Raw genomic sequence first — 21588 nt, forward strand, 5'->3', positions numbered from 1 at the left:
GGCTCACTCGTCGGGCCCGCGCCGGTCGCCCTCGCCGGGCCCGCGCTGGTCGGTCTCACCGCGCTGGTCGCCCTCGCCGGCCCGGGAGGCGAGCAACCGGCGGTACGAGGCCAGCCGGCGCGGGTCGGCCTTGCCGGCGGCCACCCAGGCGTCCAGCCCGCAGTCGGCCTCGTCGGCCGTGTGCGGGCAGTTGGGTGGGCAGTCGGCGGTCCCCTCCACCAGGTCGGGGAAGCCGTGCAGCAGGCTGTCGGCAGAGACGTGCGCCAGCCCGAAGCTGCGGATGCCCGGGGTGTCGATGATCCAGCCCGGGTCGGTGTCGATACCGGGGATCGGTGGCAGCCGCAGCGCCACCGCACTGGTCGAGGTGTGCCGGCCACGGCCGATCGCGCTGACCACGCCGACCGCCCGAAGGGCGTCCGGGACGAGGCGGTTGACCAGTGTCGACTTGCCCACCCCGGAGTGCCCGACCAGCACCGACACCCGGCCGGCGAGCAACGCGCGCAGCGCGTCCAGGTCGGAGTCGGGGCGGTTCAGCACGTACGGCAGCTCCAGCTCCGTGTAGTAGCCCAGCACCTCCTCCGGCCCGGCCAGGTCGGCCTTGGTGAGGCAGAGCAGTGGGTCGATGTCCGCGTCGTACGCGGCCACCAGGCAGCGGTCGATGAACCCGGTGCGCGGCGGCGGGTCGGCCAGCGCGCTGACGATCACCAACTGGTCGGCGTTGGCCACCACCACCCGCTCCAGCCGGCCCTCGGCGGTGGTCTCGTCGTCGTCGGCGGTGCGGCGCAGCACCGAGCGGCGCTCGGCGATCCGGACGATCCGGGCGAGAGCGCCCTCCGCGCCGGAGGTGTCCCCGACCAGGCTGACCCGATCGCCCACCACGACCGACTTGCGGCCCAGCTCACGAGCCCGCATGGCGGTGACCGTGGGCAGCTCGGCCCCGACCACGCCGTGTTCGGCCCCGGCCAGCACGCAGGTGTAGCGCCCCCGGTCGACGGCGATGACGAAGCCGTCCACCGCGTCGGCGTGCCGGGGTCGGGTGCGGGTACGCGGACGCGACGATTTCCCGGGTCGGACCCGTACGTCGTCCTCGTCGTACTCCCGCCGTTTGGTCGCCAGGACCGCCCCCTGTCGCGTCAGCTCTTGCCGGTCACCATCGCTGACCATAGTGCCGGGAACTCCGGCATGGTCTTGGAGGTACACCCGACGTCGTCCACCTCGATGCCCGGCACGGCGAGCCCGGCCACCGCGGCGGCGTGCGCCATCCGGTGGTCGTGGTAGGTGCGGAACACGCCGCCGCGCAGCGGCCGGGGCCGGATCTCCAGCCCGTCCGGAGCCTCGGTGACGTCCGCCCCGAGTGCGGTGAACTCCCGCGCCAGGGCGGTCAGCCGGTCGGTCTCGTGGCCGCGGATGTGCCCGATGCCGGTGAAGGACGACGGCGAGTCGGCCAGCATGGCCAGCGCGGTCAGCGCCGGCGTCAGCTCGCTGACGTCGGAGAGGTCGGCGGTCAGGCCGTGCACCACGCCGGTGCCCCGGACGGTCAGCCCGGTGGTGGAGAGGGTGACCTCGCCACCCATCCGGTGCAGTAGCGAGCGGAGCTGCTCGACCGGCTGGGCGCTGCTGCGCGGCCAGCCCTGGAGGGTGACCTCGCCGCCGGTGACCAGGGCGGCGGCGAAGAACGGCACCGCACCGGAGAGGTCCGGCTCGATCTCCCAGCCGCGCCCGGTGAGCGGGCCGGGCTCGACGGTCCACACGTCGGGGGTGGTGTCGTCGACCGCCGCGCCAGCGGCCCGCAGCATCTGCACCGTCATCCGCAGGTGCGGCGCGGACGGCACCGGCGGGCCGACGTGCCGCACCACGACGCCCCGGTCGAAGCGCGGCGCGGCCAGCAGCAGCCCGGAGACCAGTTGGCTGGAGGCGGAGGCGTCGATCACCACTTCACCGCCGGCGACCCCGCCGGAGCCGAGCACGGTCAGCGGCAGGCTGCCCGCGCCGCTGGCGTCGATCCGGACGCCCAGCGAGCGCAGCGCGCCGATCAGCGGGCCGAGCGGCCGGGTGCGGGCCTGCGGGTCGCCGTCGAAGGTGATCCGCCCGTCGGCCAGCCCGGCCACCGGCGGGACGAACCGCATCACCGTGCCGGCCAGGCCCACATCCACGTGCGCCGGGCCGGCCAGCGGGTGCGGCCGGACGAGCCAGCGTTCGTCGTCGCTGATCGACACGTGCGCGCCCATCGCCCGCAGGCCGGCCGCCATCAGCTCGGTGTCCCGGGCGCGCAGCGGCCCGGCCAGGGTCGACGGGCCGGCGGCCAGTGCGCTGAGCACCAGGGCACGCGCGGTCATCGACTTGGACCCGGGCAGGCGCAGCGTGGCCGCCACCGGGTCGGACGCGGTCGGTGCGGTCCACGGCTGCGGCGGCCGGGTCGCGATCAGGTTCCCCACGGTTACATTCTGCCGTGTCGGCCGGTGGGCGGCGCCGAACGGCGGTCGTACTCCCGGTTGGCGGGACAGCCGGCGGGGCCCTCGACGGGTTAGCGTGTGCCCATGTGCGGCAGGTACGCGACGACCCGGAGCTCCGGTGAGCTGAGCGCGTTGTTCGAGTCGTCGGACGACACCGACGGCCGGGTCCTGCCTGATCACAACGTCGCGCCCACCGACCCGGTGCCGCTGGTCCGGGTCACCCCGGAGGGGCACCGCTCCCTCTGCGTCGGACGCTGGGGCCTGCTGCCGCACTGGTCCCGGTCCGCCGCTGGCGCGGCCCGCATGATCAACGCGCGGGCGGAGACGGTGGCCACCAGCCGGGCGTACGCCGGGGCGTTCGCCCGTCGTCGCTGCCTGGTCCCGGCCGACGGCTGGTACGAGTGGGTCCGCCAGCCCGACGGTGGGCGTCAGGCGTATTACATGACGCCCAACGACGGCTCGGTGCTCGCTCTGGCCGGCATCTGGTCGATCTGGGAGTCCGGTGCCGACACCCGGCTCACCTTCAGTGTGCTGACCACCGCGGCGCTCGGCGAGCTGGCCGAGGTGCACGACCGGATGCCGGTGCTGCTGCCGCCCGAGCGGTGGTCGGCGTGGCTGGCGTCGACCGACGAGCCGGACCGGCTGCTCGCCCCGCCAACGGCGGACCAGCTGGCCGGGTTGGAGATCCGCCCGGTCGGGCCGGCGGTGGGCGACGTCCGCAACGACGGGCCGCAGTTGATCGCGCGGGTGCCGGTGGCGCCAACGGTCGCGCCGCAGGAGCTGACCCTGTTCTGAGGCCCACGCGCATCGTCGGGCGCCGATTTGCCAGGGTTGCGTGCGATTCGTCTCCTAACCGTTCAGTCATGTTCCCGGCAACCCCTTGTCTCAGTGTCCGGAAGTGCGATAGAACACAGCGCCGGTAGTGGGTGTCGATTCGCACGGGGCGGACGACATCCATCGATCTTGCCGGTCCCACGGGGGAGGTGGGTGGATGACACGGGCGCGTATGCCCCGCCCGCACGAGGTGGCTGCGGCGCGGCGAGATCCGCGACTGCTGCGAGCCTTGCAGGAACGGCGACAGGATGACAGTTGGCGCACCAGAGGGACGTGCCAGAGCGTCGATCCAGAGACATTCTTTCCGGCGCCGAACGAGCCGGCAGACGCCGCTGTCGCACTGTGCCGCAGTTGCGACGTACAGGGGTCCTGTCTGGCCTGGGCCCTGGAGGTGGGTGACTGCCACGGCGTGTGGGGCGGCACCACGCCCCGGGAGCGGCGGGCGATGCTGGTCGCCTGGCGCGGCGAGGTCCAGCCGGATCCAGACGCCGTCGACGACGCGGGCCCGCCGGTGCGGGACCGCCTGCTGACCCTGGTGCCGCTGAGCTGAACACCGGCCGGGTCCTGTCCCGGGCGCCGACCTGGCGGCGCAGAATGGTGCGGTGCTGCCCAGCGACGAGATCGAGACTCCGCGCGGTCCGGCGCGGATCGACACCGACCTGCCGGCCCGGCCGGCTGCCACGCTGTTGGTGCTCGGGCACGGTGCGGGCGGCAGCGTGGACGCGCCCGACCTGCTCGCGGTACGGGAGGCGGCGGTCGCGGTCGGCCTGGCGGTGGTCCGGGTGACCCAGCCCTACCGGGTCGCCGGCCGTCGTGCGCCGGCCCCCGCCGGGCACCTCGACGAGGCGTGGACCGCAGTGCTCGCTGCGCTGCGCGAAAGGCACCCGGACGTCCCGACACTGCTGGTTGGCGGTCGGTCCAGCGGTGCGCGCGTGGCCTGCCGGACGGCCCGCGCGGTGGGCGCGGCCGGCGTCGTCGCGCTGGCCTTTCCGCTGCACCCACCCGGCCGGCCGGAACGCTCCCGGGCCAGCGAACTGGACACCGGGCTGCCGACGTTGGTGGTCAACGGCGACCGGGACCCGTTCGGGATGCCGGCGCCGGGGCCGGCCGTGCAGGTGGTGACCCGACCCGGCGAAACCCATGACCTGCGGCGGGATCCGGTCGGTACGGCGGCCGTGGTCCGGGACTGGCTGCGCGCCCAGGGCTGGGCGGCCGGCTGATCCGCGCTGCCGCGCCGAACCCGGTCGCAGCCGCGCGACGTGAACGCCTGCCACAGCACCGGTCGGTCGGCCGGACCGTGTCCGGTGCCGGGCGCGGGTCGTTGCATCCGATGGTGCCGCCGGCCCGATCCGGACGGGCGGTGCCAGTCCTCCCAGGCCCTTCCTGGTCCCAGCGCCGGCTGTCGCCGGGGCTGGGACCAGGAACGGGACGGCCGGCCGGAATGCCCCACCCGTTGTCCCGCGTTACTACCCCCGGACGACTTTTCTGCGAGGGGGGTGACGGGTGCCAACCGATACACGGAGCCTGGAACGGGACGAACGGGACGCCCGGCAGCTGAAGCGGCTGTTGGATGGCCCGGACTGGCCCGCGACGGCGGGACCGGGCGGGGCGGGTGCGGTGAGCACGAGCACACCGGCCGGAAGTGAATCTGTGGGCAGGTCCGTGCGCGTATCCTCGGCGGGAAAGCATCCGACGCGAGGGGATGTGCGGTTGACCACCGAGAAGACGGACGAGCGCAGGGCCCGTTTCGAGCGGGACGCGATGCCATTCGTCGATCAGCTCTACGCTGCTGGGCTGCGGATGACGCGCAACCCGGCGGATGCCGAGGACCTGGTCCAAGAGACCTACCTGAAGGCGTACGCCGCCTTCCACCAGTTCGAGCAGGGCACCAACCTGAAGGCCTGGCTCTACCGGATCCTGACCAACACCTACATCAACTCCTACCGCAAGCGGCAGCGCCAGCCGATCCAGGCGCCCACCGAGGAGATCACCGACTGGCAGCTCGCCGAGGCCGAGTCGCACACCTCCAGTGGGCTGCGCTCCGCCGAGACCGAGGCACTGGACCGGCTGCCGGACAGCGACGTCAAGGAGGCCCTCCAGCAGTTGCCGGAGGAGTTCCGCCTGGCCGTCTACCTCACCGATGTCGAGGGCTTCTCGTACAAGGAGGTCGCCGACATCATGGGCACGCCGATCGGCACCGTGATGTCGCGCCTGCACCGGGGCCGTCGTAATCTGCGCAAGCTGCTCGAGCGCTACGCCGCGGAGCGGGGCTTCAGCCCGGCCCGCTCGTCGAAGGGCTCGACCGCTGCCGCTGCCGGCCGGGAGGTGTGACGTGAGCTGTGGGAAGCCGCACGAGACGGACTGCCGCGAGGTGCTCGCGGAGGTCTATCTCTACCTGGATCTGGAGTGCGCCGACGAGCGGCGCTCGCTGATCCGGCACCACCTCGACGAGTGCGGGCCCTGCCTGCGCGAGTACGGCCTCGAGCAGGAGGTGCGGGCGCTGGTGGCTCGTTGCTGCGGCAACGAGACCGCGCCGGACGAGCTGCGCGAGCGGCTGCGGGTCAAGCTCACTGAGCTGGTGGTCTTCGAGACCAGCGATTCCCGCGAGTTGGCCGACTGACGTCGGCGTTCTGAACGGACAAACCGGTGGCCCGGGTCGATGTCGACCCGGGCCACCGTCGTACCCGGAGTCCCCCGGGCTGGGCTGAGCGGTGACGGGCCGTCGGCCCGTCGGCGCGTTCAGGAGTTGGGACGCTTGCCGTGGTTCGCGTTGCTCTTCTTCCGGGCCTTCTTCTTCCGGGACTTCTTCGCCATGCTGACCTCCTCGTGATGGGTCGGAACCGTCCTGCGCACGTCCTCGCGCCGGTGCACCCACCGGCGGCCCGGCGGCGGTTCCAACCCGCTGATGGTAGTGCGGCCGGCACCCGACACCTTCCCCAGGGGCGGCCGGGCACCCTTGCAACACCGCTCTGCGCCCACCGTCGTCCGCCGCATGATTGGATACGTCGGCAGGCACATCGGGAAAAGGGAGGGCCGTGCACATGGCCGAGGAGATCCGCGCCGAGATGGTGGCGAACGTCTGGAAGGTCGTGGCATCGGCCGGCGACACCGTGTCCGAGGGCGACACCCTGGTGATCCTCGAGTCGATGAAGATGGAGATCCCGGTCATCGCCGAGTCCGACGGTGTGCTCAAGCAGCTCGCCGTCAACGAGGGCGACGTCGTGCAGGACGGCGACCTCATCGCGGTGATCGATTGACCGGCCTGCGGGTCCGGCGCGCCGAGCCGGCCGACTTCCCGGCGGTGGCCCGGCTGACCGTGGCCGCGTACGAGGCGGACGGTCAGCTCAAGGGCGAGCACGGGTACGGCGCGGTGCTGGCCGACGTGTCGACCCGGGCCTCCAGCGGCGAGGTGCTGGTCGCGGTGGACGAGGCGACCGCCGCGGTGCTCGGCTCGGTCACCTTCGTGCTGCCGGGCACCCCGTTCGCCGAGCTCTCCGGCCCCGGCGAGGCGGAATTCCGGATGCTCGCGGTCGACCCGGCCGGGCAGGGTCGAGGTGTCGGCGCGGCGCTGGCCCAGGCGTGCGTCGACCGCGCGGCCGAGCTGGGCTGCACGGCGGTGGTGATCTGCGTCCGCGCGGGGATGGCCGCTTCGGCGCACCGGCTGTACGAGCGGCTCGGCTTCGTCCGGTCGCGGGAGCAGGACTGGTCGCCGGTGCCGGGCGTGGACCTGCTCGGCCTGCGCCGGGAGCTCTCCCGAGGCTGAGATGCCGGAGCCGCCCCGAGGCTGAGATGCCGGGGCTGAGCCCGCGGTCGATCAGGCGGGCGGGCCGACCGAGGTGGCCGGGGCCGCCTTCTCGTCGGGCGCGACGCCGATGGCGGCAAGCAGCTCGTCGGCCACCTCCAGGGCGATCCGGCGGCGCTCAGCGTCGGTAATGCCCGGCGCCCGCACCGCGAACCAGCTGCTGTGCACCGCGAACAGTGACAGCACGGCGCGCAGCTGGGCGGAGGGGGAGTCGTCGCCCCGGCAGAGCGCGTTGGCCAGCTGCATCATCCGGCCGCGCATCTGCTGGCCGGACGCGAGGCTCTTGAGCACGGTCTGGTTCTGCTCGAAGAAGCGCATCACCGACGGCTGGTCGCCGGTGAACATCGTGTCGGCGTACTGGGAGATCAGCTCGCGCCGGGTGGCCAGGGTCGCCGGCTGTGACTCGGCCCAGGCGGTCAGCGCGTCCATCCGCTCCAAGCGCTCCTCGACGAAGCTGGCGACGATGTCGTCCTTGCTCTTGAAGTGGTAGTAGAGCGCTGCCTTGGTGACGTTGAGGCGCTCGGCGATCTCCCGCAGCGAGGTCTTCTCGTACCCCTGCTCGGTGAAGAGCTCGAGCGCGACGACCTTGATCCGCTCCCGAGTGCCGCCTGTGCTCTCCCTCACCCATGCCCCCAAATCGGTTGACCGCCAGTTGGCACCCAACTTACCGTGCGGCTAGTAAGGTAACTAGCCGGGCGGCAAGTAAGTGTGGCATTCCTCGGGGGGAGCTTACCCATGACTCAGGCAACTCAGGCCACAGTGCGACCCAACGTACGGGTCGTGCTGTTCGGGCTGATGATCGCGATGATGCTCGCGATGCTCGACAACATGATCGTCAGCACCGCGCTGCCGCGGATCGTCGGCGAGTTCGGCGGGCTCGGCCACTTCACCTGGGTGGTCACCGCGTACGTCCTGGGCACCACCGTCTCCACCCCGATTTGGGGCAAGCTCGGTGACCTCTACGGCCGCAAGTCGGTCTTCCTGACCTCGGTCGGCATCTTCCTCCTCGGCTCCGCGCTCTGCGGCATGGCCGGCTCCGGGCTCTTCGGCGGTCCGAGCGACGGCATGGTCCAGCTCATCGCCTTCCGGGCCGTGCAGGGTCTGGGCGCCGGTGGCCTCATGGTCGGCGTGATGGCGATCATCGGTGACCTGGTCCCGCCCCGCGAGCGCGGGCGCTACCAGGGCATGATCGCCGGCATCATGGCCATCGCCATGGTGGCCGGCCCGCTGGTCGGCGGTTTCATCACCGACCACCTCTCCTGGCGCTGGGCGTTCTACGTCAACCTGCCGCTGGGCGGCGTCGCGCTGCTCGTGCTGGTCACCACCATGCACCTGCCGAAGTACCGCACCGAGCACCGGATCGACTGGCTCGGCGCCGGGCTGCTCTCGGTCGGCATCACCGCGGTCGTGCTGATCACCACCTGGGGCGGCAACGAGTACGACTGGACCTCACCGCAGATCCTCGGCCTGGCCGTGCTGGCCGCGCTCGCGCTGGTGGCGTTCGGCCTGGTCGAACGCCGTGTCGCCGAGCCGATCCTCCCGCTGGCCCTCTTCGCCAACCGCAACTTCGCACTGGTCTCGCTGATCGGCTTCCTGCTCGGTTTCGCGATGTTCGGCGCGATGAACTTCCTGCCGCTCTACCAGCAGACCGTGCAGGGAGCCTCGGCGACCAACAGCGGCCTGCTGCTGCTGCCGCTGATGTTCGGCATGCTGATCGTCTCGCTGGTCATCGGGCGGGCGATCACGAAGACCGGCAGGTACCGGGCGTACCCGATCATCGGTGGTGTGGTGATGACCGCGGGCATGGCGCTGCTGACCCTGCTCGACACCAACACCAGCAAGGTGCAGTCCTCGCTGTACATGGTCGTGCTGGGTGCCGGCATGGGCTTCCTCATGCAGACCTCCATGCTGATCGCGCAGAACAGCGTGGAGCAGAAGGACCTCGGCGCGGCCAGCGGCGCGGCAACCTTCTTCCGCTCGATCGGCGGCTCGTTCGGCATCTCCCTGTTCGGCGCGATCTTCGCGAGCCGGCTGTCCGGCTCCAGCGCGGGCGGCGCCTTCGGTGGCGAGGGCGGCGGGATGGACCTGGAGAAGCTCAAGGAGCTGCCGGCCCAGGCGCGTGAGCTGGTGCTCGGCGGTCTCGCCGACGCGATCTCGCACGTCTTCCTCTGGGCGGTGCTGTTCACCATCGCGATCCCGGTGCTCGCCTGGTTCATCAAGGAGATCCCGTTGCGCACCGCGAACGAGGCGCCGGCGCAGGCCACCACGGAGGAGGAGGCCGAGATCGCTCTCGGCAGGGCCCCGGTCGCCTGATCAGGAGCGGGGACGGAGGGCGGTCAGGCGTTGCCAGAGCCGGCGGAGTGGGTTGCGGGGCCGGGGGAGCTGGGGCGACTGGTTGCCGAGTAGTTCGGTGGCGAGTGCCGCGGTGGCCGGGTCCAGTGCCGGCGCGGCCAGCGCCAGGTGAGCCAGTGAGACGGCGATCGGGACCGGCCGCACACGGGCCACCGCCGCCGCGTCGGCCAGCCGCTCGGCGACCACCCGGGCCACGTCCGGCCGCACCGCCGGGTCCACCCAGGCGGCGGTGACCAGGGCGAACAGCGCCGCCTCGGTGACCCAGTCCTCCACCCCCCATACCAGGTCCAGCAGCACCCGGCGCCGGGTGCTGCCGTCCCACGGCTCGTCGGTCCGGTGGTGCAGCAGCCCCAGGCAGGCCCACACCTGCACGCCGCGTACCCAGACCGACGGGTCGTGGGCGGCCAGCAGTCGGCCCACCGCGTTGGCCGGCGCCGCCGGGGGGTGTACCAGCAGGCCGAGCAGGTCGGCCACATCGAGACCGGCCAGGCCCACGGCGGCGTCGTAGGCGGCCGGCGGGTGTGGCCAGGCCGGGTGCGCGACCTGCCCGATCCGTTCGACCGCCGCCGCCGAGGGTGCCGGTAGCGCGGGCGTCGGCACGGTGTCCGCGTAGTGCCACAGCCGCTGGGCGGACGCCCGCCGGGGCTCGCGCGGATCCGGGTCCGGCGCACCGGACACCTCGATCCGTAGCCCGGGCGCCACCGAGGTGGCCGTCCGCACGGCGCTCGGCGGCGGCGCCGCCGTCAGGCGTACGGCGCTGCCGAGACCGTTGTCGTCGTCGACGACCGCCTGGCGCAGCGCGTCGACCAGCGGACCGCCGGCCGGTGTCAGCTGACCGAGCCAGGGCCGGCCTCGGCAGCACTGGGCCAGGTCGCCGTGCTCGTGGCTGTCGTCCGGGTGGTCACGGACGAAGTCGGCGAGCGCCACCAGGTGGGACAGGTCACCGTCGCGCAGGTGCCGCAGGCGGTGGGCGGTGTGCACCGCGCAGTCGAACGACGGGTCCCGGGCCAGCGCCCGCTCGGTCCACTCCAGCGCCTCGTCGAGCCGGCCGGTCTCGGCCAGGGTGCCGGCGATGTCGGCGTAGATGGCCAGGTCGTCGGGGTCCAGCGCGACGGCCCGGCCGAGCGCCGCGAGGGCTTCGCGGGTCCGGCCGGCGCTGCGGTACGCGTACCCGAGCCAGACCTCGCCCATCTTCGACGGCTGGGACCGTACCCCTCGGGTGGCCCAGCGGATCGCCAGCGTGACCTCGCCGAGCCGCCGGGCCAGCGCGGACGCCGCGCCGAGCAGCAGGCCGTGCTCGGGGCGGACGGTGACCGCGTTGCGGGCCAGCGCGAGGTACGGCGCCAGCGCGCCCCGGCCGGCCCGCGGCACCGGATCGGGCAGTGCGGAGCAGACCTGCATGAGGACCCGGGCGATGTGCTCCGGGTCCAGCCGCTCGGCCAGCTCGGGCGCGGTCACCCACGGCACGCCGGCCCACTCCGTGCCGGGTGCGTACCCGGTCGCCGCGGCCAGCAGCTCCAGCCCTTCGGCGGGGCGGCCGGCGGCGGCCAGCAGGTGGGCCCGGGCGACGACGGCGCCGACGAAGGTGTGGTGATTGAGGGGGAAGAGGTCGAGCCCGCCACCGCCGACCGCGGCCAGCCGGGCCAGCGTCTCGTGCACCTCCGGCAGGGTCGGCGCCCGGGCCAGCGCGCCGGCGAGGTGGCCGGCGGCATGGTCGAGATCACCCTCGTCCAGTGCCAGCCGGGCCAGGGCCAGCTCCTCCGTCGCGGAGAGCGCGGGGTCGTCCCTTCCCTCGGGCACGTCGTCCTCTCGTCGCAGCTACACCGGGTGAAGCGGGGCAAGTCTAGTTGATATTGAGATTGGTAGGTGATCAACTGCGCACTACTGCTCGTTCGATTGCTCGGAGCGAGCCAAAGATGCAAGACTGAGCAGGAAACGCGCGGCAATCGCGCAAAGGGGGGAGTGTCCGTGACACGTGCAGGGGCCGGGATGGCCGCCGACATCGACGAGCAGCCGGCAGGCTACGCCCGCCTGCTCTCCACCACCAACGCCGGCGAGATCGCCCGGGTGGCGGCGGCCGTCGCCGAGCGTCGACCGCGGCACGTGGTCTTCACCGCACGGGGCACCTCCGACCACGCGGCCCTCTACGGGGCGTACCTCACCGAGATTCGTCTCAACCTGCCCGCCGGGCTCGCCTCGCCCAGCGCGGTCACCCTGTTCGGCGCCCGTCCCGACCTGTCCGACGCGTTGGTCGTCGGGGTCAGCCAGAGCGGCGGCTCGCCCGACCTGGCCGAGGTGCTACGCGCCGCCCGGGCCTCCGGCGCGCTGACCCTTGCCGTGACCAACGCCCCGGGGTCCCCGCTGGCCGAGGTTGCCGAGCTGAGCATCGACATCGCCGCCGGGCACGAGCGCGCGGTCGCCGCCACCAAGACGTACACCGCCGAGCTGCTCGCCCTGCTGATGCTCGTGGAGGGAATCCGGGCCGGCGACGGGGTGCTCCCGGCGGTCGAGCGCGAGGCGCTCGCGGCGCTGCCCGAGCTGGCCGCCCGCACCCTGGCCGACGAAACCCCGGCCAAGCTCGCGCCGCGCTACCGGTTCGCCCGTCAACTGGTAACCACCGGGCGCGGGTACGCCTACCCGACCGCCCGGGAGGCCGCGCTGAAGCTGATGGAGACCTCGTACCTGCCGGCGCTCGCCTTCTCCGGCGCCGACCTGCTGCACGGTCCGCTCGCCATGACCGACCCGGAGGTCCCGGTGCTCGCCGTGGTCGGCTCCGGCCCGGGTGGCCGGTCGATGGGGGAGGTGCTGCCCCGCCTCGGCGAACGCCGCGCCGACGTGGTGGTGGTCGGCTCCGCCGACGTGCCCGGTGCCACCCGGCTCGCCGTTCCCGAGGTCGACGAGCGGTACGCCCCGCTGTTGGACATCCTGCCGTTGCAGCGCCTGGCGTTGGCCCTGGCGCTGACCCGGGGCGAGGACCCGGACGCACCGCGCGGGTTGAAGAAGGTCACCGCAACGATGTGAGGCGCGGCGTGGCACGCTGTCACCGTGTCCACGCTGCGCGACCTCGCCGAGGAGCACACCCATCTCCGTCCGGCCGACATCGACCACCTGCACCGGATCGCCGGCGACTGGCAACTGCTCTCCGACCTGTCCTTCGCCGACCTGCTGCTGTGGGTGCCGGTCGACGCCGAGGGCACGTTCCTCTGCGTCGCCCAGGTCCGCCCGACGACCGCGCCCACCGCGTACCAGGACGATCAGGTGGGGCGGATCGTCGGCGGGCCGGAGGTGGCCCACCTGGGGGTGGCGTACTCCCAGGGCCGGATCTGGCGGGAGGGCGACCCGGTCTGGTACGGCGACGTGCCGGCCCGGCACGAGGCGATCCCGGTCCGGCTGCGCACCGCTGAGGGTGAGGCCGGCGAGGTGGTCGCCGTGGTCGGCCGGGACACCAACCTCTCCACCGCGCGTACCCCCAGCCAGCTGGAGCTCAACTACCTGACCACGGCCGACGACCTGGCCCAGATGATCGCGGACGGCACCTTCCCGCCGCCCCGGCACCCCGGCGAGACCACCTCCGCGCCCCGTGTCGGCGACGGGCTGGTCCGTCTGGATGCCGGCGGCAAGGTCACCTACGCCAGCCCGAACGCGCAGTCCGCGTACCGCCGGCTGGGCTACGCCGCCCACCTGGTGGGGGAGGACCTGGCCGCGCTGCACCGCCGGCTGGCCGGCGACCCGCTGGACGGCACCGAGGCGGCGAACGGCATCCTGGCCGCGCTGCGCGGCGAGGCGCCGCCCCGACGGGAGATCGACGCGCGCGGTGCCACGATGCTCACCCGGGCGCTGCCGCTGATGCCCGCCGGGGTACCGATCGGCGCGCTGGTGCTGGTCCGGGACATCACCGAGGTCCGTCGCCGGGACCGGGCCCTGATCACCAAGGACGCCACCATCCGGGAGATCCACCACCGGGTGAAGAACAACCTCCAGACGGTGGCCGCGCTGCTGCGGTTGCAGGCCCGCCGGGTGGCCATGCCGGAGGCCAAGGTCGCCCTGGAGGAGTCGGTCCGCCGGGTCGCCTCGATCGCCCTGGTGCACGAGACGCTCTCCATGTCCAGCGACGAGGCGGTCGAGTTCGACGGCATCGTCGACCGGGTGGCGAGCGCGGCGACCGAGGTCGCGGCGACCGAGGTGAGCGTCGGCATGCGCCGGCAGGGCACCTTCGGCGTGCTGCCGGCGGAGATCGCCACCTCGCTGGTGATGGTCCTCAACGAGTTGCTGCTCAACGCCGTCGAGCACGGCTTCCCGCCAGCGGATGAGGTGGACGAGGCGGGTCCCGCGTACGTCCCGGCCGTGGTGCCCGGTGCCGTGCCCGCCGTCGTCCCGGCGACCGAGGCGGTGGACCGGCCGGAGGTGGTGGTCTCGGCGCACCGGTTCCGCAAGATGCTGCACGTCTCGGTGACGGACAACGGGCGCGGGCTGCCGCCCGACTTCGACGCCGAACGCGGCAGCCGGCTCGGCCTCCAGATCGTCCGTGCCCTGGTCACCGGGGAGTTGCGCGGCACCATCGAGCTGCGTGCCGGCGCGAACGGCGGCACCGAGGCGGTGCTCGTCGTCCCGCTGGCCCGCAGCGCGCCCGAGGGCCGCTCGCAACCCTGACCTACCGGCCCCCTCCCCGGCCGGCGTTGGGTGTTCCGTGCCCGGGCGGGTCGGCTCCGGGCGTAGATGTGCGGATGAGCGCGATACCTGTGAGTCATATTTATGCCTCTGCGGTATCACGCTCACAAAGGTGGGCGTGACCCGACGAGCACACAGCCGGCCCGCCGGCCGGGGCGGTCAGGTCAGCGGTCGGGGCGGCTGGTGAGCAGGGCGACGGTCAGGCCGGGGCGCTGCCAGACCCGGGCGACGGTGAAGTCCGCGCGCAGCGCGTCACCCTTGGCGCCCGGCACGGCGGCCAGCGGCGCGGCCTGCCGCCCGGCGACGACCAGCCACACCCGTGGCGTGCCGGCCAGGCACTGCGCCGGCTGGAGGCACTCGGCGGCCCACAGGTCACCCCGGCGGGCCTCGTCCTCGGTGACCAGTACGTCCCGCGGTCGGTCGTCGAGGTGGTACCCGATGCCCAGGTCGAGGAAGAGCCAGCTCTGCCGGGGCGAGTAGACCACCGCGTCCCCGGGCCGCTGCCCCTCGGCGATCACCCGCGCGGCACCCACGTAGTCCACCGGGGCACTGCGCGGCCACTCGTGGGTCCGCCGCAGCGCCGCCTGATCGGGCAGGCCGAGCAGCCCGGCCAGGACCACCACGGCCAGCGCGGCCGGCGCGGCCACCCCGGCCAGCGCCGCGCCGGTCAGTAGGCAGGCGAAGGGCACCACGAAGACCAGGTACCGGGGTACCCACAGCGGTACGACCGTGCCGGCGGCGAAGAGCAGCAGTACCGGCAGCAGCACCGCGCTCACCGGGAGCAGGGCGCGCCGCCCGAGCCGGGCCGCGCCGAGCGTGGCGAGGCCGACCAGCAGGCCTCCCACCACGCTGCTCTGGGCCACTCCACCGGGCAACGCGGTCAGGTCGTCCAACCGGGCCGGGTCGACCCAGTCCAACTGCCGGGAACGCTGAGTGCCGGCCTCGACGAGCAGCGGGCCGACCAGCAGCGCGGCCGGCAGCAGCGCGACCACCCACCGCCACGCTCGCCGATCCGGCCGATCCCCGTCGCGCGCGTCGTCGACACCGGCCGCTGCCGTCCCGGCCACGCCGGCCGCTGCCGTCCCGGCCACGCCGGCTGTAGCGGCACCCCGCCACCAGGCGATCAGTACGACGAGCGCGTGCGCGGCGAGCAGGGTGAGCGCGACCAGGTGGGTGAGCCCGAGTGCGGCCACGGCGGCGGCGTACCCGGCCCACCGGGGCCAGCCAGGGCGCCGCAGCGCCGCCACCAGCAGCAGGGTGGCGAGCACCGCGAGCATGGTGGCCAGGGCGTACGGGCGGGCCTCCTGGCCGTAGCGGGAGGTGCTGGGGAGCACCGCGAAGAGCAGCCCGGCGAAGAGGCCCGTCCGGCCGTCGACCAATCTCGCGCCGAGCACGGCGAGCAGCCCGGCGGCGACGGCCATCGCCAGCGCCGCCGGCGCGCGCAGTGCGACCGTGGAGTCGCCGACGATCGCGAGCCAGCCGTGCATCAGCAGGTAGTACGGGCCGGTGGCGGCGTCGATGGTGCCGGCCAACCGGGCCAGGTCACCGGGCGACCGGGTGGCCGCGCTCCAGGTGGCCAGCTCGTCGCGCCAGAGCTGGGCGGAGCTCAGCCCGGTCCCGGTCACCGCCAGGGTCAGCAGCGCCGGGGGGAGCCAGACCGGGACGCGGTGCAGGCCGCTCCGCGCCGCCCTGGTCGACTTTCCGGACAATATGCCCACGCTGTGAGCCTGCCACGGCCACCCCCGGTCACGGGTGAGAGCCGGTGGTCAGCGCCAGGCGGGCAGCACGTCGTTCGGGCGGGCGGTCTTCGCCGGATCACGCTCGATGAGCTCGTCGAGCACAGCGTCGATCCGCGCCATCAGGTCGTCGTCCAGCCGGACCGCGCTGGCCGCCGCCGTCTCGGCGAGCTGCTCGGGTCGGGACGCGCCGACAATCGCGCTGGCGACGGTCGGTCGGTGCAGCACCCAGGCGACCGCCAGCTGGGCCATCGTGCAGCCGGCCGCCTCGGCGATCGGCCGGAGCTGGCGCACCCGGGCGAGCAGCAGGTCGGAGGAGTAACGGGCGATGAACGACCCGCCGAAGCCGTCGGTGGCCCGGGATCCGGCCGGGGGACGGTGGCCGGGCTGGTACTTGCCGGTCAGCACACCCATGGCGAGTGGCGCCCAGGCGAGCTGTCCGAGACCGAGTTCGGCGCTGGCGGGCACCACCTCGGCCTCCACCACCCGCCACAGCATCGAGTACTGCGGCTGGTTGGCGATGAACGGGACGTGCAGTTCGGCGGCGAGCCGCAGGCCGGCGCGCAGCTGCGGGGCGGTCCACTCGGAGGCGCCGACGTAGAGCACCTTGCCCTGGCGTACCAGGTCGGCGAAGGCGGTCATCGTCTCCTCCAACGGCACGGTGTCGTCGTACCGGTGCGCCTGGTAGAGGTCGATGTAGTCGGTGCCCAGCCGGCCGAGCGAGGCGTGGCAACTCTCCATGATGTGCTTGCGGGACAGCCCGGAATCGTTCGCTCCCGGCCCGACCGGGAGGTACACCTTCGTGCACAGCTCGATCGAGCTGCGCCGGACTCCGCTCAGCGCCTTGCCCAGCGCCTCCTCGGCCCGACCCTGGGCGTACCGGTCGGCGGTGTCGAAGGTGGTGATGCCCGTGTCGAGGGCGGCGGCCACGCAGGCCGCCGCCGCGTCCTCGTCGAGCTGGTTGCCGTGGGTGACCCAGTTGCCGTACGCGACCGCGCTCACGCGCAGGCCCGACCGGCCCAGTTGCCTGTGCTCCATATGAGGATCCTCAAGCCGTCCGGCGCTGTCGCCGAACCGTTCGAGCGTGGTCGAATCCGAGCGTGATCGACGTCGAGTTCACGCCCGACGACCTGAGCCGGGTCCGCTTCGCGCACTCGCCGCTGGCTGAGCTGGTCGCCAGCTCCTGGGCGCTGCGCAAACCGGCGAAGTACTGGCTGCACCGCCCGTGGTTGGAGCGTGCCGAGCGGCTGCTGCCGGGCGCGGGCTTGGAGCCGCTGTTGGCGGTCCTCGGATCGCCCACCGGGTACGTGCCGGACTTCCTCACCCCGATCGGGGTGGCACCGAACCTGGCGGCCGAGTTGCGGGCGGTTGCCGGCACCGATCCGGCGCGGGTACGGCGGCAACTGGAGCGGGCCGGCGTGCCCGCGCTGGCTCCGGACGACCTGGTCGCGCAACTACGCCGCTACTTCACCCTGCTGATCGCTCCGGACTGGCCCCGGCTGCGGGCGCTCGCCCTGGCCGACATCCGGCGGCGGACGCTACTCGCCGCCGAGCAGGGCGGCCGGACCCTGCTGCGTGAGCTGCACCCGTCGATCCGCTGGGATGGCGCGTCGCTGCGAGTCGCCGTCGGCACGACCCGGCCGACCGGTCTCGACGGGCGTCCCTGGACGCTGCTGCCCACCGCCTTCGCCGGACCGTCCGTGCACACGATCATCGAGGGTGAGGCGGGGCCGGCCCTCTGCTATCCGCCCGGAGGGCTGGGCGGGCTGTGGGCGTCGCCGGTGCCCAGCCCCGCGCTGGGCGCTCTGCTCGGCAGTACGCGGGCGGCGGCGCTGTCCCTGCTCGACACGCCGCTGAGCACCGGCGAACTGGCCGCGATGCTGGGCCTCGCGCCGGCGACCGCGTCGCACCACCTCACCACGCTGCGGGACAACGGCCTGATTGCCGGCGTCCGGCAGGGACGTACCGTCTGTTATGCCCGAACTGTCCTCGGTGACCAGCTGGTCGGCTAGTGCTCACCCGTCATGTGGGATCGGGCACGCGGACATTGGCCCGACCCCCTGGCGTGTGGCAGCATGAGCCCATGACCGCCGCTGTCCTTCGCCGCTTCGTGGCACGTCGCCACGTCGATTACGGCCGCGTGCGCAGCGCGATCTGTCCGGCCTACTGACGACGCCCGACCCATCTGTCTCGGGCGCGCTCCGCGCCGGCTGTCTCAGACACCGTTGTCCCGCCCGCTCTTGACGGGCCGGCCGCCGCGCCCCGCGCCTGCCCGAGACACCGCAGACAACGGAGGACGCCGCGATGGCGGTCAGCAGCATCCCGGCCCGTTCCGAGGACCCGACGACCGGCCCGACCCGGGCGCCGCGCCGGCCGCGGGGTGAGGGTCAGTGGGCGCTCGGCCACCGCGAGCCGCTCAACCCCAACGAGCGGATCAAGAAGGACGACGATCCGCTCAACGTCCGGGCCCGGATCGAGAACATCTACGCGCACCGCGGCTTCGCCTCCATCGACCCGCAGGACCTGCGCGGCCGGTTCCGTTGGTGGGGCCTCTACACGCAGCGCAAGGCGGGCATCGACGGCGGGCGCACCGCCGTGCTGGAGCCGCACGAGCTGGAGGACGAGTTCTTCATGCTCCGGGTCCGCATCGACGGCGGTCAGCTCAGCCTGGCTCAGCTGCGGGTGATCGCGGACATCTCCCGGGAGTTCGCCCGGGACACCGCCGACATCACCGACCGGCAGAACATCCAGTACCACTGGATCCGGGTCGAGGACATGCCGGAGATCTGGCGCCGACTGGAGTCGGTCGGCCTGCAGACCACCGAGGCGTGCGGCGACTGCCCCCGGATCGTGCTGGGCAGCCCGGTCGCCGGGGTCGCTCGGGACGAGGTGCTCGACCCGACCCCGGCGATCGACGAGATCGTGGCCCGGTACGTCGGCGACAAGCAGTACTCCAACCTGCCCCGCAAGTTCAAGACGTCGATCTCCTGGCTGGTGGACACGCCGTACCAGTCGAACGACATCTCCTTCCTCGGCGTCGACCACCCCGAGCACGGCCCCGGCTTCGACGTCTGGGTGGGTGGCGGTCTCTCCACCAACCCGATGCTGGCCCAGCGACTCGGCGTCTGGGTGCCAATGGCCGAGGTGCCGGACGTGTGGGCCGGCGTGGTCGGGATCTTCCGCGACTACGGCTACCGCCGGCTGCGCAACCGGGCCCGGCTGAAGTTCCTGGTGGCCGACTGGGGCGTGGAGCGTTTCCGCGAGGTCCTGGAGAAGGACTACCTCGGCCGGACGCTGCTCGACGGCCCGGCACCGGACCTGCCGGCGAAGCCGGTCGACCACGTGGGCGTGCACGAGCAGGCCGACGGGCGGCACTACGTGGGTGCCGCCCCGGTGGTCGGCCGGGTCTCCGGTGGGCAGCTCGCCCAGCTGGCCGACGTGGTCGAGGCGCACGGCAGCGATCGGGTGCGGCTCACCCCGTACCAGAAGCTGCTGGTCCTCGACGTGCCGTCGGAGCGGACCGAGTCGCTGGTCGACGCGCTGCGGGGGATCGGTCTGGAGGCCCGGCCGTCGGCCTGGCGGCGCGGCACCATGGCGTGCACCGGCATCGAGTACTGCAAGCTGGCCATCGTCGAGACGAAGGCCCGCGGCGAGGAGCTGGTGGCCCGGCTGGAGCAGCGGCTGCGCGACTTCGACGCGGACATCTCGATCCACATCAACGGCTGCCCGAACGCCTGCGCCCGCACCCAGGTGGCCGACATCGGGCTCAAGGGTCAGCTGGTGGTCGGCCCGGACGGCCGGCAGGTGGAGGGCTTCCAGGTGCACCTGGGTGGCGGGCTGGGCATGGCGCAGGGGCAGACCGCCGGCTTCGGGCGCAAGCTGCGCGGCCTGAAGACCACCGCCGATGAGCTTCCGGAGTACGTGGAACGGCTGGCCCGCCGCTACCTGGCCGGCCGGAGCGAGGGCGAGACGTTCGCCAACTGGGTGATCAGAGTCGACGAGGAGGAACTGCGATGAGCAGCGAGAACCGAGCGGCACCTCTGTACTGCCCGTACTGCGGCGAGGAGGACCTGCGGCCGCACGAGGCGGGGCACGGCGCCTGGGAGTGCCACGCCTGCACCCGGGTCTTCTCGGTGAAGTTCACCGGGCTGCTCTCGCGGGAGGTGACCCGATGAGCCTCGTCTCCGCGACTGGCCTGGGTCTGGTCGGCCCGGGCGGTCCGACGCCGGCCGACCCGGCCCGGCGCAGCCCAGAAGAGCTGCGGGCGCTGGCCGAGCAGGCGGGTCGGGAGCTGGAGGGCGCCCCGGCGCTGGAGATCGCCCGCTGGGCGGCGCAGACGTTTGGCGACCGGTTCTGCGTCACCAGCTCGATGGCCGACGCGGTGCTGGCCCACCTGGTGTCCCGGGTGGCTCCGGGGGTGGACGTGGTCTTCCTGGACACCGGCCTGCACTTCCCGGAGACGCTGCGGGTGCGCGACGAGGTGGCCCGGACGCTTCCGGTGAACGTCCGGTCGATCCGGCCCCGTCTCACCGTCGGGCAGCAGGACGGCCAGTACGGCCCGCGGCTGTTCAACAAGTCGCCGGACGACTGCTGCCAACTGCGCAAGGTGGAGCCGCTGGAGCGGGCGCTGACCGGGTACGACGCCTGGGCCGCCGGTCTGCGGCGCGACGAGTCGCCGACCCGGGCCAACACGCCGGTGGTGACCTTCGACCCGCGGCGCGGCAAGGTCAAGGTCAACCCGATCGCGGCCTGGTCGCAGGGCGACGTGGACGCGTACATCGCCCGGTGGAACGTGCCGGTCAACGAGCTGTTCAAGCAGGGTTACGGCTCGATCGGCTGCTGGCCGTGCACCCGCCGTACCAAGGCCGGCGAGGACGCGCGCGCCGGCCGGTGGGCCATGTTCGAGAAGACCGAGTGCGGACTGCACGTCTGACCTCCCCGACTCCGACCCCGACCTGGCCCGGTGTGGCCGGCGGGGCGGTTCCGATCGTGCTGGTCGCCCACGGCAGCCGCGATCCACGAGCTGCCGACGCGACGCGGGCGCTGGCCCGGGCCGTGTCGGCGGCCCGGCCCGGCACCCCGGTGTGGGCGAGCTGGCTGGACCACACCGAGCCGGGTCCGACCGAGGTGCTGCGCGCGCTGGCGGTGGCCGGCCACCGCCGCGCGGTGCTGGTGCCGCTGCTGCTGACCGCCGCGTACCACCATCGGGTGGACATCCCGGCGGCCGTCGCAGCCGCGGCGCAGACCGGGCCTCCGCTGGCGGTACGGGTGACCGACGTGCTCGGGCCGGCGGACGGGAGGGTGGACCCGGCGTTGCTGGCCGGGCTGCGCCGCCGGCTCGGTGAGTCGCGTCCGGGCCGCTTCGATGCGCTGGTGCTGGCCGCGGCGGGCACCCGGGACGCGCGGGCACGCGGCTCGGTGGGCCGGGTGGCGGAGGCGCTCGGTGCGGAGTTCGGGGTGCCCTGCCGGGTGTCGTACGCCTCGGCGGCTCCGCCGGCGACGGGTGTCGCGGTGTCCCTGCTGCGGGCGGCCGGCGCACGCCGGGTGGCGGTGTCCGGGTACTTCCTGGCGCCGGGCCTGTTTCACGATGCGGTGACCGAGGAGGCACGGGCGGCCGGCGCGGTGGCGGTGGCGGCCCCGTTGTCCGACGCCCCTGAGTTGGCCGAGCTGGTGCTGCGCCGGGTCGACGACCGGTCCGGTCGCCGCGTCCTGGCGACAGCGGTGTGACCGGGGTTGGACAGCA

21 protein-coding genes and 1 pseudogene are annotated in these 21588 nt (G+C 73.4%); 15 read left to right on the forward strand and 7 right to left on the reverse strand.

The genetic code is table 11. The features are described 5' to 3' along the window. Positions 1 to 3 precede the first annotated feature (3 nt). Both rsgA and aroA read right to left on the reverse strand, forming a co-directional pair. A complete protein-coding gene (gene rsgA / locus OG990_RS34540; RefSeq protein WP_328420054.1) occupies positions 4 to 1164 on the reverse strand; it encodes a ribosome small subunit-dependent GTPase A in 1161 nt (386 codons plus the stop codon). After that, positions 1134 to 2435, reverse strand: coding sequence for a 3-phosphoshikimate 1-carboxyvinyltransferase (aroA, locus tag OG990_RS34545; RefSeq protein WP_406078380.1), 1302 nt, complete (start codon positions 2433 to 2435; stop codon positions 1134 to 1136). The genes rsgA and aroA overlap by 31 nt, the downstream gene beginning before the upstream one ends. Positions 2436 to 2537: 102 nt before the next feature. Between aroA and OG990_RS34550 the strand changes: the two genes are divergently transcribed. The 5 genes from OG990_RS34550 (at position 2538) to rsrA (ending at position 5907) form a co-directional block, all read left to right on the forward strand. Beyond that, positions 2538 to 3248, forward strand: coding sequence for an SOS response-associated peptidase (locus tag OG990_RS34550; RefSeq protein ID WP_406078381.1), 711 nt, complete (start codon positions 2538 to 2540; stop codon positions 3246 to 3248). Between the two features lie 196 nt (positions 3249 to 3444). Beyond that, a complete protein-coding gene (locus OG990_RS34555; protein WP_328420048.1) occupies positions 3445 to 3837 on the forward strand; it encodes a WhiB family transcriptional regulator in 393 nt (130 codons plus the stop codon). Between the two features lie 52 nt (positions 3838 to 3889). After that, the gene (locus OG990_RS34560; protein WP_406078382.1) at positions 3890 to 4507 is read left to right on the forward strand and encodes an alpha/beta family hydrolase; all 618 of its coding nucleotides are present in this window, start codon (positions 3890 to 3892) and stop codon (positions 4505 to 4507) included. A 283-nt stretch (positions 4508 to 4790) separates the two neighbouring features. After that, on the forward strand, positions 4791 to 5618 hold the full coding sequence (locus OG990_RS34565; protein WP_355613646.1) for a sigma-70 family RNA polymerase sigma factor: 828 nt from the start codon (positions 4791 to 4793) through the stop codon (positions 5616 to 5618). A 1-nt stretch (position 5619) separates the two neighbouring features. After that, complete coding sequence (rsrA, locus tag OG990_RS34570) at positions 5620 to 5907, forward strand: mycothiol system anti-sigma-R factor (RefSeq protein ID WP_328420042.1); 288 nt, start codon at positions 5620 to 5622, stop codon at positions 5905 to 5907. A gap of 119 nt (positions 5908 to 6026) precedes the next feature. On the opposite strand, the gene OG990_RS34575 is transcribed toward rsrA, so the two are convergent. Next, a complete protein-coding gene (locus tag OG990_RS34575; protein WP_386988480.1) occupies positions 6027 to 6101 on the reverse strand; it encodes a 50S ribosomal protein bL37 in 75 nt (24 codons plus the stop codon). A 221-nt stretch (positions 6102 to 6322) separates the two neighbouring features. Here OG990_RS34575 and OG990_RS34580 point away from each other — a divergent pair, with 221 nt between their 5' ends. Together OG990_RS34580 and OG990_RS34585 are read left to right on the forward strand one after the other, a co-directional pair. Next, a complete protein-coding gene (locus OG990_RS34580; protein ID WP_355613643.1) occupies positions 6323 to 6544 on the forward strand; it encodes a biotin/lipoyl-binding carrier protein in 222 nt (73 codons plus the stop codon). Next, the gene (locus OG990_RS34585) at positions 6541 to 7050 is read left to right on the forward strand and encodes a GNAT family N-acetyltransferase (protein ID WP_386987357.1); all 510 of its coding nucleotides are present in this window, start codon (positions 6541 to 6543) and stop codon (positions 7048 to 7050) included. The genes OG990_RS34580 and OG990_RS34585 overlap by 4 nt, the downstream gene beginning before the upstream one ends. A 44-nt stretch (positions 7051 to 7094) precedes the next feature. Here OG990_RS34585 and OG990_RS34590 read toward each other — a convergent pair. Further along, positions 7095 to 7713, reverse strand: a pseudogene (locus OG990_RS34590) (TetR/AcrR family transcriptional regulator); the annotation flags it as partial. 111 nt (positions 7714 to 7824) lie between these two features. On the opposite strand from OG990_RS34590, the gene OG990_RS34595 reads away from it, so the two are divergent. Further along, complete coding sequence (locus tag OG990_RS34595) at positions 7825 to 9402, forward strand: MDR family MFS transporter (protein WP_406078383.1); 1578 nt, start codon at positions 7825 to 7827, stop codon at positions 9400 to 9402. On the opposite strand, the gene OG990_RS34600 is transcribed toward OG990_RS34595, so the two are convergent. Beyond that, complete coding sequence (locus OG990_RS34600) at positions 9403 to 11241, reverse strand: tetratricopeptide repeat protein (RefSeq protein WP_406078384.1); 1839 nt, start codon at positions 11239 to 11241, stop codon at positions 9403 to 9405. It lies immediately after the preceding gene. A 189-nt stretch (positions 11242 to 11430) separates the two neighbouring features. On the opposite strand from OG990_RS34600, the gene OG990_RS34605 reads away from it, so the two are divergent. Both OG990_RS34605 and OG990_RS34610 read left to right on the forward strand, forming a co-directional pair. Further along, positions 11431 to 12462: an SIS domain-containing protein gene (locus OG990_RS34605; RefSeq protein WP_406081972.1), complete on the forward strand. Its 1032-nt coding sequence runs from the start codon at positions 11431 to 11433 to the stop codon at positions 12460 to 12462. 24 nt (positions 12463 to 12486) lie between these two features. Further along, the gene (locus tag OG990_RS34610) at positions 12487 to 14091 is read left to right on the forward strand and encodes a histidine kinase N-terminal domain-containing protein (RefSeq protein ID WP_386987349.1); all 1605 of its coding nucleotides are present in this window, start codon (positions 12487 to 12489) and stop codon (positions 14089 to 14091) included. Between the two features lie 182 nt (positions 14092 to 14273). Here OG990_RS34610 and OG990_RS34615 read toward each other — a convergent pair whose 3' ends face one another. After that, a complete protein-coding gene (locus OG990_RS34615) occupies positions 14274 to 15827 on the reverse strand; it encodes a glycosyltransferase family 39 protein (RefSeq protein WP_406078385.1) in 1554 nt (517 codons plus the stop codon). 48 nt (positions 15828 to 15875) lie between these two features. After that, the gene (locus tag OG990_RS34620) at positions 15876 to 16883 is read right to left on the reverse strand and encodes an aldo/keto reductase family protein (RefSeq protein ID WP_406078386.1); all 1008 of its coding nucleotides are present in this window, start codon (positions 16881 to 16883) and stop codon (positions 15876 to 15878) included. A gap of 62 nt (positions 16884 to 16945) precedes the next feature. Between OG990_RS34620 and OG990_RS34625 the strand changes: the two genes are divergently transcribed. From OG990_RS34625 to OG990_RS34645, 5 genes are all read left to right on the forward strand, one after another. Then, positions 16946 to 17857, forward strand: a complete 912-nt coding sequence (locus tag OG990_RS34625) for an ArsR family transcriptional regulator (RefSeq protein WP_406078387.1) — start codon at positions 16946 to 16948, stop codon at positions 17855 to 17857. Positions 17858 to 18149: 292 nt separating this feature from the next. Beyond that, positions 18150 to 19862 (forward strand): nitrite/sulfite reductase, encoded by a 1713-nt coding sequence (locus OG990_RS34630; protein ID WP_406078388.1) that lies wholly within the window; start codon positions 18150 to 18152, stop codon positions 19860 to 19862. Beyond that, positions 19859 to 20020, forward strand: a complete 162-nt coding sequence (locus OG990_RS34635) for a hypothetical protein (protein ID WP_328420022.1) — start codon at positions 19859 to 19861, stop codon at positions 20018 to 20020. Before OG990_RS34630 ends, OG990_RS34635 begins: the two co-directional genes overlap by 4 nt. After that, entirely contained in the window at positions 20017 to 20778 is a 762-nt protein-coding gene (locus OG990_RS34640) for a phosphoadenylyl-sulfate reductase (RefSeq protein WP_406078389.1), read from the forward strand. Before OG990_RS34635 ends, OG990_RS34640 begins: the two co-directional genes overlap by 4 nt. After that, positions 20760 to 21572, forward strand: a complete 813-nt coding sequence (locus OG990_RS34645; RefSeq protein ID WP_406078390.1) for a sirohydrochlorin chelatase — start codon at positions 20760 to 20762, stop codon at positions 21570 to 21572. The genes OG990_RS34640 and OG990_RS34645 overlap by 19 nt, the downstream gene beginning before the upstream one ends. Positions 21573 to 21588 lie beyond the last annotated feature (16 nt).

The sequence above is a fragment of the Micromonospora sp. NBC_00858 genome (genome assembly GCF_045207365.1).
Classification (GTDB): Bacteria; Actinomycetota; Actinomycetes; order Mycobacteriales; family Micromonosporaceae; genus Micromonospora.

What these genes read in the sequence shown, in the direction of transcription:
- rsgA (WP_328420054.1), bottom strand. Translation starts at nt 1,164, where the DNA reads ATGGTCAGCGATGGTGACCGGCAAGAGCTGACGCGACAGGGGGCGGTC.
- OG990_RS34550 (WP_406078381.1), top strand. Translation starts at nt 2,538, where the DNA reads ATGTGCGGCAGGTACGCGACGACCCGGAGCTCCGGTGAGCTGAGCGCG.
- OG990_RS34555 (WP_328420048.1), top strand. Translation starts at nt 3,445, where the DNA reads ATGACACGGGCGCGTATGCCCCGCCCGCACGAGGTGGCTGCGGCGCGG.
- OG990_RS34595 (WP_406078383.1), top strand. Translation starts at nt 7,825, where the DNA reads ATGACTCAGGCAACTCAGGCCACAGTGCGACCCAACGTACGGGTCGTG.
- OG990_RS34605 (WP_406081972.1), top strand. Translation starts at nt 11,431, where the DNA reads ATGGCCGCCGACATCGACGAGCAGCCGGCAGGCTACGCCCGCCTGCTC.
- OG990_RS34620 (WP_406078386.1), bottom strand. Translation starts at nt 16,883, where the DNA reads ATGGAGCACAGGCAACTGGGCCGGTCGGGCCTGCGCGTGAGCGCGGTC.
- OG990_RS34630 (WP_406078388.1), top strand. Translation starts at nt 18,150, where the DNA reads ATGGCGGTCAGCAGCATCCCGGCCCGTTCCGAGGACCCGACGACCGGC.
- OG990_RS34635 (WP_328420022.1), top strand. Translation starts at nt 19,859, where the DNA reads ATGAGCAGCGAGAACCGAGCGGCACCTCTGTACTGCCCGTACTGCGGC.
- OG990_RS34640 (WP_406078389.1), top strand. Translation starts at nt 20,017, where the DNA reads ATGAGCCTCGTCTCCGCGACTGGCCTGGGTCTGGTCGGCCCGGGCGGT.